The organism is Paenibacillus sp. Paensp38, from assembly GCF_059491915.1.
The window spans coordinates 4,556,511-4,573,715 of the sequence record NZ_CP168516.1; the positions used below are offsets into that span (position 1 = coordinate 4,556,511).

Genomic DNA, 17,205 nt, shown 5'->3' on the forward strand with positions numbered 1-17,205 from the left:
AATAATTGAATATGAATACAACAATTCAAACAGCAAAATCCAGATTTTCCAGGTTTGCGACCTCTGTGGGTCTAATCGCAGCGGGTGCCTTACTTTTTGCAGGTATGGCCAGTGCACATGTGACAGTCAAGCCTTCTGTTTCACAACCTAATGCGTGGGAAACGTACACATTGAAAGTACCCGTGGAAAAAAACATTCCAACCACCAAAGTCGCCTTGAAAATTCCGAAAGAGGTCGTTTTCAAACAATACGAGCCTGTACCGGATTGGAAGGTAGCCACCGAAAAAGACAGCTCTGGCAAAGTAATCACCGTGACCTGGACGACTGAAAAAGACGGCATTCAAGCAGGTCAATATCAGCGTTTCGGCTTTGTAGCGCAAAATGCAGACCAGAATACCGCAGCAGCCTGGGACGCCTTCCAGTATTACAGTGACGGAAGTATCGTGGAATGGACAGGCGACGAAGGAAGTAGCAATCCTCATTCCATTACCGAAATTACGACGGACGCCACGTCCGCAACCCCTGCACCTGCCGCAGACAGCGGACACGATTCGGCGGGTACGGCAGCAGGCCACGCCAGCACAGATACGGCTAATGATAGCAACCCCGCACCTGCTTCGAACAATGCTGTAGAAGCTGCACCTGCCGCTTCTGCTCCAGCCAGCTCTGCTGCACAAACGACAGCACTCGTTCTCTCGATCATTGCAGTCGTTCTTGGTGCCGCAGCTGTCGGCATTGCACTCAAGCGCCGCAAGTAATCTGGGTTACGGATAAAGGTAAAAATGTATTGTAAAATCACTAGCTACTAGTAATAAAAAACACAAAAATCCGCGCCGTTCAGGCCAGATTTTTGTGTTTTTTAGGTTATATCCCAACAACTTCATCTGGATTTATCTGTTTTTCATCTTGTAAAGAAGCGTTAGCGACACAATATAAGTTGTAAAAATGTCGTTTTTGCTGTATTAACTTATCAAATGCCCCCTGCTCCACAATTCGCCCATCACGCATCACAATTATTTCATCATAACGGCTCAATAGCTGTGGAATCAGTCTGTGTGTAACTACCACACAAGTCACATTCTCCAAATTCAAGATACTATCTTCCACTGCAACAGCAGTTTCATTATCAAGAGAAGAAGTCGCTTCATCAAGAACAAGCAACGGCATGCGTCGAATAACTGTACGTGCTAGTGCAATCCGTTGCCTTTCTCCACCAGATATTAGATTTCCATTCTCACCCACCAAACTATCCAAACCATACGGCAGCTTGTGTAATAATTCCTGTAATCCAGCAATCTTTATCGCCTCCGCAATCTCCTCATCCGTATATGGCTGAAACAAAGTAACATTATCTCTTACTGTACTATCAAATAAAAAAGGCTTTTGATGAAGAACAGACTGAAATTGATAAACATCTTCCGACGATATTTCTTTCAGATCGCATCCATCCACCTCAATTTTCCCAGTATAATTTTCATATTCCTTGCGCAAAAGTTTGAGAAAAGTTGATTTTCCCGAACCACTGACTCCTACAAAGGCATACTTTTTTGACTTTTCAATGACTAAGTTAATCTTTTCTAACGAAGGTGTCTTATCATCATAAGAAAAAGAAACATTCTCAAAACGAATAGAATGAAGAAACGATACCTCACTCAAAGCAGAATCGATCGGCTTAACTGGATTGACGGATGATACTATATTTGTAATCTTTTTAGAAATATCCTGCATAGATTTAATGCGTGTGATGTGCTGAATACTCATATATATAGGGTTCACAACACTATTAGTAAGCTGAATGCCGGCAATCATTGCACCAAGAGTAATCTCACCTTGCATAACCAAATATCCGCAAATTATAAAGATAGACATAAAAATAAAGCCGCCAAACACCTCACTTATGGCATCCACATAGCTGCTCCGAATGTTAAATCTATATTTTGTATTTTCCACATCTTCATTGACGGTTGCATGTTCATGTTCTATTTTTCTCTCAATACCAAAGCTCTTAACAACTTCAAAGCCAGAAAATATATCACTAACCTTAATTGTAAACTTTTCAAGAGTATCAGAACATTGCTTCTTTAAAGCGCTCAAAGTTTTGCCAAAACATCTCGGAATTAAAGCAGAAAGCAAAGCCATAACAATCAAATAAAGAACTAATTTATAGCTAATCGCAAACATACCAATTATAGCAAACACAAATGAAGAGACTGTCCCAAGCAATAAAAAAATATTTTTGAAATAGTCATCTTCTACCATCTTCAGATCATTTGTTAAAATAGATACATATTTAGCACTATTACTTGAAGCAAAGTGAGCTACATTTTTTCGGACTATATAATGAAATATTTCCTTTTTTACATGAATCATTGTGCTTTTCAAATATAGTGATTTCATATACTGCATCCACAATTTGATCAATGTACTGGCTACCATAAATAAAATTGAAAATATTGCAGTTGTATAGAAAACTTGCGCTGGTCTACTAATATTATCAACCAAATGTTTGAAAACAAAAGCCATATAAATGCTACACAAACTGCTTCCGATGACTCCAAAAACGACAAGCAGGAGCTTAACCTTGTACCTTAATACAAATTTCAACATACATGTTCACCCCGTTTTAATTATTGCAAATGCAAAGTACTATTATTCGCTAAAACGCTCCTTCCCCCAAATAAAAATCTATCGACTTCCTTCTGAATATTATTTAAGAAAACCCTCATATTCACTCTATTCTCAGAAAATAAAAAATTAGCGAACATCATTTTTGAATTAAATTTAGTAAATATATAATTTCTCAAAATACACTCTACTTTTATATCCTGTGTAGAAAATTGTATATCTTTATTAAGATGATTATGAATAATCCCAAAATGTAATTGTGAACTTGCACAGTATGCAAGAGCGCTTTTTAAAAATCGGGGATCTAGCTGCACGTGAAATTGATTAGGAACTCCCATTGCTTTAGAAGGTACATAAATTATTTTCTTCAAAGTAATAAAAATGGTCCTATCCTCATTAGCAATACTAAAAGGAATTAATGCAATTTTTTCATACTGCTCTCCAATGAAATACTTTTTTAAAAGGATTTCCAATGGCGGATTCATTTCAACAACTAAATCATAATTACTCATAAGTCAATTCCTCGTAATTTAAAGTCTTCTTTTAAATCTTTAATACGATTAATAAGAAGATTGTACTTGTTCTTATCTAAATAAATACCAAGCGCAGAATCCATATATTGCTCGTTAATTCGTTTTCTTTTAGCACAATAGTCAGGTGAACAAGGTGCTAACACATTGTTTTTTTCAAATATAGTTGCTATACAGCAATCACATAAACGTCTCTCCGGGCACTGTTTACATTTGGGTGAGTTCTGTTTGCTATTCTTAATCAGTACTTTTTGAACATTTTTAAAACTCTCATTGTATACTTCATCCTCCAAGATATTGCCCATTGAAAATCTATTATTATCAAGGCCGATAAATAGCTGACAAGGATATACCTCCCCTGTAGTATTTACAGTCAATTGCTGTATGCCGGCATTGCAGTGATATGATGAAGACGCAGATTCTACTTTATTATGCAGAGAAGTAATAAATCTCAAAACGCCCGTATGTTGAATTCCTTGTTCTAAAAATTCATTGAATTGTTCTGGGATACTGCTAACTCTTTTTTTCATTTGTGATTCATTAAGCAGTAATGTTTTTGAAGTTGCATTCTTCCCACTAACCTCAACCGGATTAATAACGACTGTTTTAACACCGAAGCCCTGATCAAAATATGTAAGCAATTCTTTGTTTGTATATTGATATTCTGCATGTAGAGAGGTATAAGTACATTCAATCATAGAAGGCTGGGGAGTAGACTGCCGTAGTCGATTTATATTGGATTCGATGCGTTGGAAACTTCCAAATCCCGCCTTATCAACGCGGAGCTCATCGTTTATTTCTTTTGGACCATCTAAACTTATTGTAGTATATATTTTGTATTCATTAATCAGCTTAATAATTCTGTCATTCATAATAGTACCGTTTGAAACTATTGAAAATCTGGGAAAGAAAGAGGTTAAGCCGTCCCTAAACTTCTCACTTAAATATTTACATACAAATTCTATTGTATCGACATTAAGGAGAGGCTCCCCTCCGAAAAAGCAAATTTCCTCAATTCCGTTGTATACACTTAATATTTTATCAATAATTATTTTTGCATCTTCTTTAGTCATGTATCTTTTCTCAGAGTGGTAAGTACCTTCATCCGCGTAACAGTATTTACACTTCAAATTGCATATATTTGTTACTACTAATCTAAGTATTTTCAGACTACTTTTTAATTCACTATCATCTTTATTTTGTAAGTGTTCTGGTGAATTGGGGATTTTGCTTTTAAAGCGTGCAAGAATTTGTTTAAATTGATCAGTACTAATATTGAATTTTGAGCAAACCAAATCGACATCCTTAACATTTTTAAAATATTCTAGTATTCCCCCTATATTATAGGGAATTCTAAATATGCCGAAACTAATCTTATCTAAAACAAGACATTGTAAGTTATTACTACTATTAAGATAGAAATGATACTGATCCATTAACTTCTTTTCCAACATATTATCACACCCTCCCAATGAATAGAGGTAGTAATGAATTTTCACTACTACCTCCTTTATTAAGTAAGCCGATTATTGAGTACCGCTACTTCCACCACATCCAATGCCACACGAAGCAAAGATAACTTCAGAAAATTGTTTTACTTCTTCGACTGATAATTCTTCCATTTCCCAATTTTCTAATTCAAATGTAGTAACTTCCTTCACCACAAACACCTCCCTCATTTTTTTCATTTTCTTTAAGGATATATAATATGTTGAATATAATCCCATTTCTATTTTATAGATTCCTAAAAACAAAGAAAGTGATTTTCATCTCACTAAACCAAATAAATCCACTTTTTTTCCAATAAATCGACGAGGTATCTTCATTTCACATTCACCTTTCTATCATTTTTTTGGTAAAATAGGTAGAACCCTCACGATTCTAACATGATAGCATTGCAATCTATTGAGCATAGGAGATCATAGGATGAAAATCGTAAATAAAGCTCTGTTATCTAGTGCTATTTTTCTGAGTACCACAGTGGGCATCTATAGCCCCTTGGCACAAGCTGAAGCCGGCAAGATCAGCATTATGCTGGACGGATATGCATTACCGTTCCCTGTACAACCTGCCATGATGAACGGCACGACCATGGTTCCCTTTCGTGCGATTTCTGAAGCTCTTGGCATTACAGTGAAATGGGACCAAGCCAGCCAAAGCATCACCGCTACCAAAGCGCAAGGTTCTGCTACCAAGCAGGTGATTCTAAAGATGGGTAGCCGCAATGCCACAGTGGACGGACAAGCGGTTCAACTAACAGCCGCTCCGCAAACCGTGCACGGCAGCACCATGATTCCGCTGGGCTTTTTCGGGCAGCAGTTTGGAGCCACGGTGAACTGGAACCAGGGAACACGGACGGTCTCCATTACATCGCCTCGTGAATCGATGTATACAGTAGGCTTCTATGCGCTGTCTTCCTTTGACCAAAAATCCAAAATACCGGATTTTAACGTCGTTGCCTTCGGCTGGAGTCGAATTGATACGAACGGACAATTTACCACAAACGGCAAAGAATACAAATGGCCTCAAGCCGCTGGAACTGTAACGCCAGAGTCCATTGTGCAGGAGGCAGACAGCCAGGGGACTTCCCCTTACCTGATGGTCTATTCCGGAGATGGCAATCACGAGCTGACCAAAGTTTTGGAAAATGCGCAGCTTCAAGAACAAACCATTTCCCAAATTGTCAGCACCGCCACCGACAAACAATTTAAAGGCATTACGCTAGACCTGGAAGGATTGGGCTGGAGCGGCGACAAAGCCAAAGCTCGTTCAGACTACAACACCTTTATTAAAAAGCTATCGACCAAAGCGCATCAGGCCGGGCTCAAGCTCACCGTCGTTCTGCATCCGCTGAACAGCTCTTACTCTGGCTATGACTACAAAACGCTGGGCAATCTGGCGGACGATCTGATCATCATGGCTTATGATTACGGACAAAAGGCTACACCTGAGCCTTTGGAAAAAGTGGATGAAGCCATCCAACTGGCCTTGAAGGAAACCTCGCGGGACAAGCTCATTTTGGGGATTTCGATGGGTAGCGAAAAAGACAGCACCGTTAACGCCAAGATCGGTTTAGCCAAACGTTATGACCTCAAAGGAATCGCTATCTGGCGCTTGGGCATCATTGGAGAAACGGCCTGGTCACAGATGAACGAAGCCATCGAGTTTAAATAAGTGTACATTTTATCCAAGTAAAACCGACCTTATTTCGCCCGCCAGATGATTTCTTATGAGTCTTCTATGAAATCATCTGGCGGGCTTTCTTCATTCCCTTTAACAAAAGTGCTTGCCTGATTTGGAAGTTGTCGTCACAGGCTCGCAACCCTGTTCTCCATAGAAGATCCCCCAGTCTCTCATAAAATCCAGCAATGGCCTTAACGTATCTCCTAACGGGGTAAGCGAGTATTCCACACGCGGTGGGTTCTCGTTATAAATTTCACGGTGCACAATGCCATCTCTCTCTAATTCACGCAACTGCAAGGTTAGCATCCGCTGTGTAATATTAGGCAAGGTCCGTCGAATTTCGTTATAGCGCCGCGGTCCTGTGGTCAAATGATACAAGATGACTCCCTTCCATTTGCCGCCTATAACCCCGACGGTTTTCGCTACCGGACATCCAAAATTAACGCTAACTGCATGTTCCATCTCCTGTGCCATGTATACCCTTCTTTCTGTAGAATGTGTAAACCAATAGCCTCAGACGTATGACAAGAAACAAATATGTGCGTACTTGTTCCCTGCAAAAACTTTCTATATGATAACTATATATTCGATATCAGCTCTCATTATAGTAGCAGAAAACCCATAGAGCACCAACTAAACCCATACCCAAAGGAGTACATTTTATGTCTAATACATCAGCTAAAAAACAGGAAATTCTGGACGCCTTTCTGTTCAGGCACGCCACGAAAGAATTTGATCCCAATCGCATCATACCGGAAGAGGATTTTCAGTTCATTCTCGAAACCGGGCGACTTTCTCCAAGCTCCGTCGGTTTTGAACCATGGCAGTTTGTAGTTGTACAAAATCAGGCATTAAGAGAGAAGCTGGCTGCGGTTTCCAGCGGTGGCCAAAAGCAGATTCCTGCGGCTAGCCACGTCATCCTGATTTTGGCGCGCAAGGATGTTCGTTATGATTCTCCTTACGTGGAGTATATGTATAAAGAGGTTAAAGGTATGTCTGAGGAGGAATTTGCCTCACTGCCAGGCCGCTATAAGATTTTCCAGGGTGAAAGTCAACACCTGCTGGAAAACGAACGTACGCTATTTGACTGGGCTTCCAAGCAAACCTATATTGCCTTAGGCAATATGATGACCGCGGCGGCTCAGATCGGTATTGACTCCTGTCCGATTGAGGGTTTTAACTACGATCAGGTGCATGCCATTTTGGAGGAAGAAGGACTGCTGGAGAACGGGCTGCTCGATATTTCAGTCATTGCTGCCTTCGGTTATCGCGCTCATGAACCCAAACGTGAAAAATCCAGACAACCCCTGGAAAAGGTCACACGCTGGATTCTGTAATCTAATATCCCGATTCTCTCCCAAACGATGAACATTGAAGCATCAAAAAAGCGGGCTTGCGGCACTTCATCTGAATGATGAACCTACCACAGCCCGTCTTTTTTAGGTCACTTCAATTTCTATTAAAATCCCCTTGGAAGCCAGGTTATCCAGGCACTCCTTCATATACTCATCGTCATGCTCCACATATGCACCCGCGCCTGCCAGTTCCTCACCCAGCTCTGCCTCCCAAGGCTCACACTGCTTACCGCGATACAAAGGCTGTTCCCATAGTGGGTCAACATTGTACCCTCTGCTTTTCATTTCGTCCATAATGAGCCTATGATAGCGCACCAGCAGCATGGGGTGATAATCGAACACATAATTCACCGTGGCGTGTGGCTTGCCCCACCCATTCCCGCGCAGGGCACAGCACTCACGATGTTGCCCCAGCAGTTGCGGACGGGGTAACTTGTCGATTAAATGTTCATGCCAAAGCCTCATGCTTCCACAACCCTATCTGTAGCTTTTTCTGATCTATTGGATTAGCATACGGATACCTGTCAGCACAATGCCGATCAGGAAGCCTGTAACTGCGCCATTAATACGTATCCACTGCAAATCCTGTCCCAGTTTGTCCTCCATCAGTGCAATCAGGGATTTGTTATCCATTTTGTCTACATTTTCGCGCACCAAGTTACCAATCCGACTATGGTTGGCTTCCACCAGTCCAGTAATACCTTCCACAATTCGCACATTAATCTTGTCCAGCAGCTCGGTATTCCCTCTTAAATCAGTCAACATTCGATCCAATAGCGGTAAAATATAGGTCTGCACATAGCTTCCGTCTTCCATGTAGTCCAATAAGCGTATACGCAGTTCCTCCATTTTTCCCAGCACCGACGCATCACCTTCCCAGGCTTCAACAAGGCTATCCTTCCAGCCGTTCAACCCTTCCTGAACCGTATCTTTCGTCGCCAATCGGGTCACCTGTGTTCTTAGACCATCCAGCACGGCCTGACGGCGCGGGTGCTCTTCCCGTTGCAGTTCTGCTACCTGATCCAGCAAAAAATGACGAATCATTTCACCCATACGCTCTTCGTTCAGATAGCCGAGGAATGCGTTCAAGGCAAACTGCATCAGTCCGCTCACCTGCAAACCGCTGACAGCCTGCATACCTAAGGTACCCAGCGTATAGCCCGTTTCGGGTCGCAAAAGCCAGGACTCGGCTTGTTCCAGCGTGTAATCCAGCGCGCGGCGATCATAACCCTTCTCACTGGTCTGACGAGCAAGCGCCTCCAGCAGCGGTCCGGCGTCAAAGTCAGTCATCTGCCGCTTGAGCTCTGCCACGATGACCGGAGCCAATTCCGCGAGCGGGAGCGACTGGACGAGCCGCTTGGCAAGAACATCTATGGATGCCGCCGCCTCCGGCGTGCGCAAACCTTTTTCCACACCACCCAGCACCAAATCGGCCAAACGAATATCTGCAATTTTAGACGCGATGCTGTCTTTGTTTAGCAAGTTATTTTCCACCGTACTCACCAAGGCATCTGTGAGCTTGTCCCTATTTTTAGGAAGCAGCGCGGTATGTGGTATCGGAATGCCTAGCGGATGACGGAACAAAGCAGTGACAGCGAACCAGTCCGCCAGTCCCCCTACAAGTCCTGCCTCAAAAGCTCCGGCTAACAAACGAGCCCAGCCATATTGCTGGAAGGGCAATGTGGCTGCAAAGCCTGCTCCTAGAATAACAAGCGACCAAGCCGCTGCGGTTTTCGTATTTTTGGGTTTTCCCATCCTGTAATCCTCCAAACTGACTGTCGAGTAAGTAAAGCACTATACCTGTATTACCCATCATATCATTGCCCGTGTCATTTCCAAAGTTGAAAGCACTCTTGATGAAACGCGTAAGGCCACTTTTTGCGTAATTTTTTATGCATATATCTCTCTTTTTTACATTCATGTTCGTGAACTAAATCACAACACTAGGCCCAAAATCTCATTTTTAATAATAAGCCTTACGAACCATTTTATCAGAACCAAGTCCTAAATTTCTTAAACCGAAAGGAGAAGTGAAGGGAAAAGTTGAATGGGCATGTAAGATATCTTTTTCAGCACTAATTCTATCTTTGACCCCAGAAAGGATTTGAATCCATGATGACCTCAGAATTCTTTCAACAATATTCGACCTTTTATACGGACGATCAGGTTAGATGTCCATAAGAGCGAGGCTTCTATAAAACTTACAAACATATTTTGATATATAGACATATTTCATGTGATAAAATAAACTTTTATATATAGTAAATCATGTTTAATCAGCCATTATATATTGGTTAAATCAAACCAAGATAAGCTAGATAAAATTGCTTCTTTGTAAAGGAATTGAATATGACAACAGACCAAAAAAACAACGAGGGCCTCTGGAACGGCGAACCTGTCGTAATTGTGCGCACTCCCTCCGCTTTTGCCAAGCAATCCCTTTTATATATTCAGGAATTAGGCTACTTCCAAAAAACTTCTGCTTTTACGGTGGAAAGAAAAGAACTCGCCTCTTTTTTGCTTGTTTTTACGTTGTCTGGTAAGGGAGAATTACTATACCGGGACAAGAAATATATTTTAAAGCCTCATGATTTGTTTTTTATTAATTGTGAGGAGTATGTGCAATATAGCACCTCCGGTCATGAAGCCTGGGAGTTTATCAGCTTATACCTGTACGGCAACCTGATCGGAAACTTTTACGAACAATTTGCCAAGCATAATAAACCGGTAATATCCATGCATAATCCGTATATTATATTGGACAAACTGCATGCTCTGATTTGTGGGCAGTCTGACAGAAGTCTTTCCGCTGAACTGCTAACGTCCAGGCTCATTGGTGAAATACTGATGTGCATCTTGCAGCATCCCTATGATCACCAGCATGTGAATGCTGAAACCCTCAGCGAAGTACGTCGGGTACAGCAATATTTGGATCAGTCCTACTGTGAGCGAATAACACTGGACTCGCTGGCAGATATGTTTGAATTAAACAAGTTTAATCTGGCTAAAAATTTCAAAAAGCAGATCGGTTTCTCTCCGATTGATTATCTCATTAATGTCCGTATCACGGCCGCTCAAAGCTGGCTTAAAACCAGTGACATGTCCATTGTGGATATCGCAAGGTACGTAGGTATTCCCAATACGAGCCATTTTATTAACCTGTTCAAGGAGCATGTAGGAGAAACACCTCATTCCTTCCGCAAAAAGTGGGGGAACCGTTCCAAGCTGTAAATGAGAGGTTACATGAAACCAGTTTGATAGATGATAGACGCACAAGCTATTCAAGTTAATGGCAAAGCTGTCGAAAGGCAGTGACGCAAAACTATAGGGCCTTCCTATCCGGATGGCAGCCAGCTACCAGATGAACGAGCTTTTTATTATGCCCTTTTTTACATAGATCCACCACAATTTGCTATGCCTATCTCGAAAAAAGCCCTGATCGCTATGATCAGGGCTTTTTTTTCTATTGGGATAGTCATGTCAGCCTAGCATGCTGAATATACTAATTTCGAACGAAGCATTGCCATATTACGATGAATAGGAGAATCACTTGGAGCATGAGAACAAAAATAAATGTAATGATCATTGCCTTATTGCTCATTGTCCAAAGCTTTTTCAACGCAACACTGGCTTACGCAGATGCTCCAGCCCCAGAACTGCCGCAGAGTGCTGTATCCGATCCTACACATACCGTTACGGATGCTGTATACGGTGTCCCAAACCTTGAACCTCCCAGGGAGATTCCTTCAAACACGCCCCCCTTCGTTCAAGGAGCAGTCAGTTCAAAATCTCAACATGATGCAACTCCGCAGAGCATACTAACGAAGTTGAGCCTGACCGACGAATCAGGGCATGTCATTGATGCAGTATATAGTCCCGACAGCCAATTCGACATCGGATCAGCCATCCAACTAGGCTATGAATGGGAGCTTCCTGACAATACCTATAAGTCAGGAGACACTTTCACCTTTCACTTACCAGAACAGTTTGTCATCTACACTGATATCTCATCTCCGTTAGTCACTACCGACGGAACCGTGGGATACTTCACAGTAGATCGTCAGGGCAAGGTGATCATGACCTTTAACCCATATGTAGAGACTCATTCCAATGTCAGCGGCAAACTGCAAATCAAAACCGAGTTTACAAAAGAAATAGTGAAAGGTAGTACAGAGGTCATCATTGCGATTCCGATCAAAGGCGGGGTGCAAACGGTCATCGTGAATGTAAAGCCCCAGTCAGGGCCGACCCTAAGCAAACAAGGGAAACTAGCTGGCACAAATCAGATCGACTGGACCATTGATGTGAACAAACAGCTAAACACCGTAAAGCATGCCTTCATCACCGATCCAATTCCTTTAGGACTGGAACTCAGAAGAGACTCTATCCGGCTCTATCATCTCCAAGTCAATATCGACGGATCGACCGTTGTTCGAGACCTAGTAAATGCGAGTGAATATGCCATTGAAGCAGATCAAGCCGGGACAGGGTTTGTGATTCGTTTTCAAGACGATAGCATGAACACGGCCTACCAGATTCAATATTCCACGCGCATTACTGGCGACGAAACTCGTTTTTCCAACACAGCAACGCTTTCAGGAGATGCGATAGAGAACGTTGCTGCTACCGGTACTGTTCAGGTAGAACGTGGTGAGTTTTTGTCCAAAAAGGTTGAAAAATATGATCATGCCACACAAACACTCTCGTGGGCCATACGATACAACTTCGGCGAGACAAAAATCCCCGAAGCCAAAGCTCTTTTAATTGATCATTTCAACAAAACTCAAGAATTGCTACCCGGTTCCTTGAAAGTATTTAAAGGAAACACGCTGGAGGAACTCCCATCGTGGGCGTATACTGTCATCCCAGTTGATTATCCGGACCGCAACGGCTTCAAACTTCAATTTAACTTCGACGTAGATTCAGCCTATACCATCCGATACCAGACTCAAGCCAGAGGCCGTGTCTATGAAAATGGAAAAGTTATAAACATCATAACCTCAGATGGAATCCAGAAGATCGTATCGACAGAAATCACAAGCGGAGTTATGACTAAAATGTATGACACACCCAATTACAACACCAAAATCATACCTTGGGTGATTACCATTAATACAGACTTATACACCATGAAAAATATTGTCATTCACGATGTGTTTCCAAACGGGGGCTTGGCCTTGTTGCCGGACACCCTGAAAATTCAAACTGTTGACGGAACAACGGAGCTACGTGCCCCCACGGATTATGAGCTGATTCCGCTATCACAGGACTATAAACAAGGATTTACGCTCAAATTTCATAAAACCATTCATAAAGCTTATACGATCAAGTATTCAACCACCTATAACAATGACTGGAAAACGGATACGACGAAGCCTGAGTTTCGTAATAAATCCATTATAGAATACCAGTTTGAAGACGGAGAAACATCATCGCATGCCGTGGAGTGCCCGATCTGGCCGGACTTTATGACACAACGAAACGGTGCCAAGCAAGGAAGCTATAATGCGACCTCCAAGCTCATTACCTGGGACATTAAAGCCAACTACAATCGCAAGATCCTAAACCACGCGGAAGTGAGAGACCCCTTGCTGCAAGGTCAGAAGTTACTGCCCGGCTCCGTGAAAGTACACGATATGACCTTGCTGGGATGGTGGGATGGCGTACAAAAAGGGGCTGAAATCCCGGCAGATCAATACACCATTATCCCTCCCTCCGAGCAAAATGGGAATGAATTGCGTATCCAGTTCAAGGAGCAGATACAGACTCCCTACTGGATTACCTTTCAAACTTCATTGGAAGGAGAACTGATTGACAAGGAAATTCATAATCAAGCCCTTCTACTGGATGGACAAAAAACAGTCTCCAAATGGGCAGCGCAAGTCACGGTACCTCATGGTGGAGAATATGTATCTAAAGTCGGTACACAAAATGGAAATAAGATCGACTGGAGCATCCGCATCAATGAAGGACAGTCACATGTATCCAACGCTAAAATTATAGATCAGCCTAGCAGCAATCAAATCTTAATCGAGGATTCCTTTCATTTGTACTCTACAATCATCGCTGCCAACGGAAATACCACCAAGGGCACCGAGTTGATTAGAAACCAAGATTACAAGCTGTATATCAAAACAGATGCTCAAGGCCAGCAAACTTTTGAACTTGCTTTTGCCAAGGATATTTCCTCTGCTTTTATTCTTGAATACCAATCATTCATTCATGCTGAGGACAAAGCCAAAGTGAGTAATAAGGTTGCCTTTGAGGGGGATCGCTTGACGACAGAGATACGGGAAACCAGCCAGGAAATCATTGTACGAACGTCTTCCGGCTCCGGTTCCGGCGGGGGTGTGACCGAAAGTCTTGAGTTGACCAAGGTAGACCAGGATATGCCTGAGAAGGTACTGCCTGGCGCACAGTTTGCACTCTATGATAAAGGTCAAAAAAGAGCCCCTCTCATTCAGACCACCAATCAGGAAGGCAAAATCATCTTTTCCTCCTTGCTTCATGACGATTACATCTTGGAGGAATTGGCAGCACCGGAGGGCTATAAAATCACCGAGAGCAAGCTTGAGATCAAAATAGACGCAACACTGCGACAAAGCTCTGGTGTAAAAAAGATTGTGATCACCAACCGTAAAGAAAAGAAAAACGAACCAGGAACGCCTACTCATCCAGACCCGTCACCCCCGTCTGGAGGCTCAGGTAAGAAACATGACAGAGATCCGGAAATACCCGATACTCCGTCTGTAACCGTTCCTCCGTCATTGCCAATGTCTCCGGAGGACATAGCCCTTCTACAGGAGGAACCTGCACCTATACCGCCGGAGCCGCCAGCCGTCATGCCTCATCAAGATCCTTCTCCTCCGGTGGATTCGGAAGACGATCCCAAACCTAAGATCCGTGTCAAGGTTCCCGGGAAAGAGCCAGAAGAGCCAGAGGATCCACCTGCGGTACATCAGTTGCCCCAAACAGGTGAAAGCAGCCCCGTTCCGTTCTATTTGACAGGCATAGCGTTGGTTATGTGGGGCGTATTGTTGAAATTCACACGGACGAACAAAAAATAAAATGGATCACCTGCCCTGATCTCTCGCCTCATTCCATTTCCGATTGGAATGAGCCGGGAATGGGGCATTTTTCAAAAAAATATGTATAATCCGTACTTTGCTTAGGGGAGGCGAGATTGCTGAGTCTGCGTAAACTTTCCTACGTATTTATTTTGTTAGGCTTACTTTTTATTTTGTTTCCTAAAGCGACGGAATGGAATGAGGATCGGGAACAAAGCAAGCTATTAAAAGCAGCAGAACTACCATCAGGAAAAAGCGATGCGCTATGGCCCCCCAGTCTTACGGACAGCTATGCTCGCTTGTCCACTACTCTTACGGAAGTTCCGGTTAGTGAAGCACGACAAAATACTTCCACACCCCCTGTTACCATTGGAAGCGCTAATGAACAAACTCCCATAGCCACTATTAGTATAAGTCGTATTGCTTTAAAGCTCCCTGTATTGGAAGGCGCAACGAGGATAAATATGAGACACGCGGCTGTACATATGCCGGAAACGGGGACGCTGGGACAGGCGGGGAATGCCGCCATTGCTGCTCATCGAGCCCGCACCTCTGGACGTTTATTTAATCGTCTAAATGAATTGAAGATCGGGGATAAGATTGTTGTTAACACTCGGGGTAACCAATATGTATATAGCGTTTATAGCCTGAAGATGGTCGATCCTACGGACGTGTCTGTTCTGAAAAGCTTCAAAAAACAAAAGCTGCTCACCCTGATTACATGTGACCCTCTCATAAATCCCACCCATCGTCTCATTGTTCAGGCCAAACTAAGCACCTAAAGCCATTAAAGCGCCTATTTTTATGAGTAAAAATAAATCAGGCGGGCCATTCCTGTTCATTTACAGAAATACACCCGCCAATGTTCACATTACGATTCAGTTGGATTCTTGGCAATCAACTTGAAATCATCAAAGTGGAATCCTGGTGCAACCACACAGGTTACCAGTACGGGCTCATCCCCAAGCGGACGTGCCGTTTGCCATACTGCTCCTGGGACGAGTGCTTGTGGATGCTGTCCTGCCTCCACATCTGCACCAACAATAATCACAGTTTCTTCACCAGGCTCTTCTCCGCTTCCACCCAATTTCAACTCTACAGGGCTTCCGCTATGATATAACCACAGCTCATCAGAATGGACCACGTGCCACTCGGAGAACTCGCCCGGATGCAGCAAGAAATACGTAGACGAAGCTGCAAAGCGCGGACCAGAATACACATCCGGCAGTACAGGCTTCGGAATTTGAAAATTGGCCTTCCACATCTCTTTGTACCAGCCGCCTTCTGGATGGGGCTCCATGCCCAATGCCGTGACTAGCGGTGAAATAGCTTTCGTCATTGTCTAACCTTCCTTTACCCTAAATTCCTTCTTCCCTACTGTAAAACATAGCGTTGCTTTTGTCACGTTTCTCCCTTGGCTTGTCGGGGATCAATAAACTATGTGAAGTTTGTTAACATAAAAATACGGATATTTACTCATTTTCATCATATAAATAATAGTTCACTAGTAAAAATCACATCAAAATACATTACACGTGAAGTTTTATGACATAAAATCTTGTTTTTTATTGTAAGCTTATAGTATCATGAGAGAAATTTTTAAATTCTAATAGAGCTTGGTCATGTCAATCCGTCTACTAAGCTATGTATCCAAGCCTAAAAGGGGTGAGCTCTCTGATCCAGTTTCGCAATGTCAACAAGCATTACGGTCACTTTCATGTACTCAAAGACATTAATCTTCAGATTAAGGAGGGCGAGGTCGTCGTCATCATCGGTCCCTCCGGCTCGGGTAAAAGCACCCTGCTTCGCTGCATCAATCGTCTGGAAACGATATCGGATGGGGAACTGATCGTTAACGAGATCCCTGTACATGACAAAAAGATTGATATTAATGCCTTCCGTCGCAATATCGGAATGGTGTTCCAGCATTTCAATCTGTATCCCCACAAAAAGGTAATTGAAAACATTGTACTGGCACCTATGAAGGTACTGGGCATCTCGAAAGAAGAAGCTACTCAAACAGCCATCACTTATCTAAAGCGCGTCGGAATCGAGGAAAAGGCACAGAGCTACCCCGCCCAATTGTCTGGTGGACAGCAGCAGCGGGTCGCGATCGCCCGCGGGCTCGCGATGAATCCAAAAATTATGTTGTTTGACGAGCCTACCTCAGCTCTTGATCCCGAAACGATCGGAGAGGTACTGGATGTTATGCGCTCGCTCGCCCATCAGGGCATCACAATGGTCATTGTCACTCATGAAATGGGCTTTGCACGTGAAGTGGCGGACCGCGTGATTTTTATGGACAAAGGACAGATTTTGGAAGACAGCCAACCTGCCGAATTTTTTCAGAATCCGGGTGAAGAACGGGCCCGCCTGTTCCTGAGCCGTCTGATTCATCATTAAACAGACTTACCAATGTAGCGTAAAATCGAAAGGGGAATGTTC

At 43.0% G+C, this 17,205-nt stretch carries 15 protein-coding genes and 1 riboswitch; of the genes, 7 read left to right on the plus strand and 8 right to left on the minus strand.

The window, feature by feature from the left end; translation table 11 throughout:
• Positions 1–11 precede the first annotated feature (11 nt).
• Positions 12–758 carry a YcnI family copper-binding membrane protein gene (locus ACEN8J_RS20125; RefSeq protein ID WP_495593891.1) on the plus strand — a complete coding sequence of 249 codons (747 nt, stop codon included), beginning with the start codon at positions 12–14 and terminating at the stop codon, positions 756–758.
• Positions 759–864: 106 nt separating this feature from the next.
• On the opposite strand, the gene ACEN8J_RS20130 is transcribed toward ACEN8J_RS20125, so the two are convergent.
• From ACEN8J_RS20130 to ACEN8J_RS20145, 4 genes are all read right to left on the minus strand, one after another.
• Entirely contained in the window at positions 865–2,607 is a 1,743-nt protein-coding gene (locus ACEN8J_RS20130) for an ABC transporter ATP-binding protein (protein WP_340884144.1), read from the minus strand.
• 20 nt (positions 2,608–2,627) lie between these two features.
• Positions 2,628–3,137, minus strand: coding sequence for a hypothetical protein (locus ACEN8J_RS20135; RefSeq protein WP_495593892.1), 510 nt, complete (start codon positions 3,135–3,137; stop codon positions 2,628–2,630).
• Positions 3,134–4,609, minus strand: a complete 1,476-nt coding sequence (locus ACEN8J_RS20140) for a radical SAM/SPASM domain-containing protein (RefSeq protein WP_340884140.1) — start codon at positions 4,607–4,609, stop codon at positions 3,134–3,136. Before ACEN8J_RS20140 ends, ACEN8J_RS20135 begins: the two co-directional genes overlap by 4 nt.
• A 72-nt stretch (positions 4,610–4,681) precedes the next feature.
• Positions 4,682–4,816, minus strand: a complete 135-nt coding sequence (locus ACEN8J_RS20145; protein WP_256026043.1) for a hypothetical protein — start codon at positions 4,814–4,816, stop codon at positions 4,682–4,684.
• 265 nt (positions 4,817–5,081) lie between these two features.
• On the opposite strand from ACEN8J_RS20145, the gene ACEN8J_RS20150 reads away from it, so the two are divergent.
• Positions 5,082–6,329, plus strand: coding sequence for a stalk domain-containing protein (locus ACEN8J_RS20150; RefSeq protein ID WP_341071546.1), 1,248 nt, complete (start codon positions 5,082–5,084; stop codon positions 6,327–6,329).
• Positions 6,330–6,428: 99 nt separating this feature from the next.
• Here ACEN8J_RS20150 and ACEN8J_RS20155 read toward each other — a convergent pair whose 3' ends face one another.
• Positions 6,429–6,812: a winged helix-turn-helix transcriptional regulator gene (locus ACEN8J_RS20155; RefSeq protein ID WP_023986690.1), complete on the minus strand. Its 384-nt coding sequence runs from the start codon at positions 6,810–6,812 to the stop codon at positions 6,429–6,431.
• Positions 6,813–7,000: 188 nt separating this feature from the next.
• Between ACEN8J_RS20155 and ACEN8J_RS20160 the strand changes: the two genes are divergently transcribed.
• A complete protein-coding gene (locus ACEN8J_RS20160) occupies positions 7,001–7,675 on the plus strand; it encodes an NAD(P)H-dependent oxidoreductase (protein ID WP_029514680.1) in 675 nt (224 codons plus the stop codon).
• Positions 7,676–7,777: 102 nt separating this feature from the next.
• Here the strand turns inward: ACEN8J_RS20160 and ACEN8J_RS20165 are convergent, their stop codons facing one another.
• Both ACEN8J_RS20165 and ACEN8J_RS20170 read right to left on the minus strand, forming a co-directional pair.
• Positions 7,778–8,158, minus strand: coding sequence for a TIGR02328 family protein (locus ACEN8J_RS20165; RefSeq protein WP_029514679.1), 381 nt, complete (start codon positions 8,156–8,158; stop codon positions 7,778–7,780).
• Between the two features lie 33 nt (positions 8,159–8,191).
• Positions 8,192–9,448, minus strand: a complete 1,257-nt coding sequence (locus tag ACEN8J_RS20170) for a DUF445 domain-containing protein (RefSeq protein ID WP_340931221.1) — start codon at positions 9,446–9,448, stop codon at positions 8,192–8,194.
• Positions 9,449–10,042: 594 nt separating this feature from the next.
• Between ACEN8J_RS20170 and ACEN8J_RS20175 the strand changes: the two genes are divergently transcribed.
• The 3 genes from ACEN8J_RS20175 to ACEN8J_RS20185 all read left to right on the plus strand — a co-directional run bounded on the left by ACEN8J_RS20175 (position 10,043) and on the right by ACEN8J_RS20185 (position 15,542).
• Positions 10,043–10,924, plus strand: a complete 882-nt coding sequence (locus ACEN8J_RS20175) for an AraC family transcriptional regulator (protein ID WP_029514677.1) — start codon at positions 10,043–10,045, stop codon at positions 10,922–10,924.
• Positions 10,925–10,974: 50 nt separating this feature from the next.
• Positions 10,975–11,055, plus strand: a riboswitch (cyclic di-GMP riboswitch).
• Between the two features lie 195 nt (positions 11,056–11,250).
• Positions 11,251–14,760, plus strand: coding sequence for a collagen binding domain-containing protein (locus ACEN8J_RS20180; protein ID WP_495593894.1), 3,510 nt, complete (start codon positions 11,251–11,253; stop codon positions 14,758–14,760).
• A 116-nt stretch (positions 14,761–14,876) separates the two neighbouring features.
• Positions 14,877–15,542 (plus strand): class D sortase, encoded by a 666-nt coding sequence (locus tag ACEN8J_RS20185; protein ID WP_340884137.1) that lies wholly within the window; start codon positions 14,877–14,879, stop codon positions 15,540–15,542.
• An 89-nt stretch (positions 15,543–15,631) separates the two neighbouring features.
• On the opposite strand, the gene ACEN8J_RS20190 is transcribed toward ACEN8J_RS20185, so the two are convergent.
• Positions 15,632–16,099 (minus strand): cupin domain-containing protein, encoded by a 468-nt coding sequence (locus ACEN8J_RS20190; protein ID WP_029514674.1) that lies wholly within the window; start codon positions 16,097–16,099, stop codon positions 15,632–15,634.
• Between the two features lie 326 nt (positions 16,100–16,425).
• On the opposite strand from ACEN8J_RS20190, the gene ACEN8J_RS20195 reads away from it, so the two are divergent.
• Positions 16,426–17,163, plus strand: a complete 738-nt coding sequence (locus ACEN8J_RS20195) for an amino acid ABC transporter ATP-binding protein (RefSeq protein WP_029514673.1) — start codon at positions 16,426–16,428, stop codon at positions 17,161–17,163.
• The last annotated feature ends 42 nt before the right edge of the window (positions 17,164–17,205 follow it).

Coding starts and splice junctions, on each gene's coding strand:
- ACEN8J_RS20140 (WP_340884140.1), bottom strand. CDS start 4,609: ATGTTGGAAAAGAAGTTAATGGATCAGTATCATTTCTATCTTAATAGT.
- ACEN8J_RS20165 (WP_029514679.1), bottom strand. CDS start 8,158: ATGAGGCTTTGGCATGAACATTTAATCGACAAGTTACCCCGTCCGCAA.
- ACEN8J_RS20150 (WP_341071546.1), top strand. CDS start 5,082: ATGAAAATCGTAAATAAAGCTCTGTTATCTAGTGCTATTTTTCTGAGT.
- ACEN8J_RS20170 (WP_340931221.1), bottom strand. CDS start 9,448: ATGGGAAAACCCAAAAATACGAAAACCGCAGCGGCTTGGTCGCTTGTT.
- ACEN8J_RS20135 (WP_495593892.1), bottom strand. CDS start 3,137: ATGAGTAATTATGATTTAGTTGTTGAAATGAATCCGCCATTGGAAATC.
- ACEN8J_RS20180 (WP_495593894.1), top strand. CDS start 11,251: ATGAGAACAAAAATAAATGTAATGATCATTGCCTTATTGCTCATTGTC.
- ACEN8J_RS20175 (WP_029514677.1), top strand. CDS start 10,043: ATGACAACAGACCAAAAAAACAACGAGGGCCTCTGGAACGGCGAACCT.
- ACEN8J_RS20155 (WP_023986690.1), bottom strand. CDS start 6,812: ATGGCACAGGAGATGGAACATGCAGTTAGCGTTAATTTTGGATGTCCG.
- ACEN8J_RS20125 (WP_495593891.1), top strand. CDS start 12: ATGAATACAACAATTCAAACAGCAAAATCCAGATTTTCCAGGTTTGCG.
- ACEN8J_RS20130 (WP_340884144.1), bottom strand. CDS start 2,607: ATGTTGAAATTTGTATTAAGGTACAAGGTTAAGCTCCTGCTTGTCGTT.
- ACEN8J_RS20190 (WP_029514674.1), bottom strand. CDS start 16,099: ATGACGAAAGCTATTTCACCGCTAGTCACGGCATTGGGCATGGAGCCC.
- ACEN8J_RS20160 (WP_029514680.1), top strand. CDS start 7,001: ATGTCTAATACATCAGCTAAAAAACAGGAAATTCTGGACGCCTTTCTG.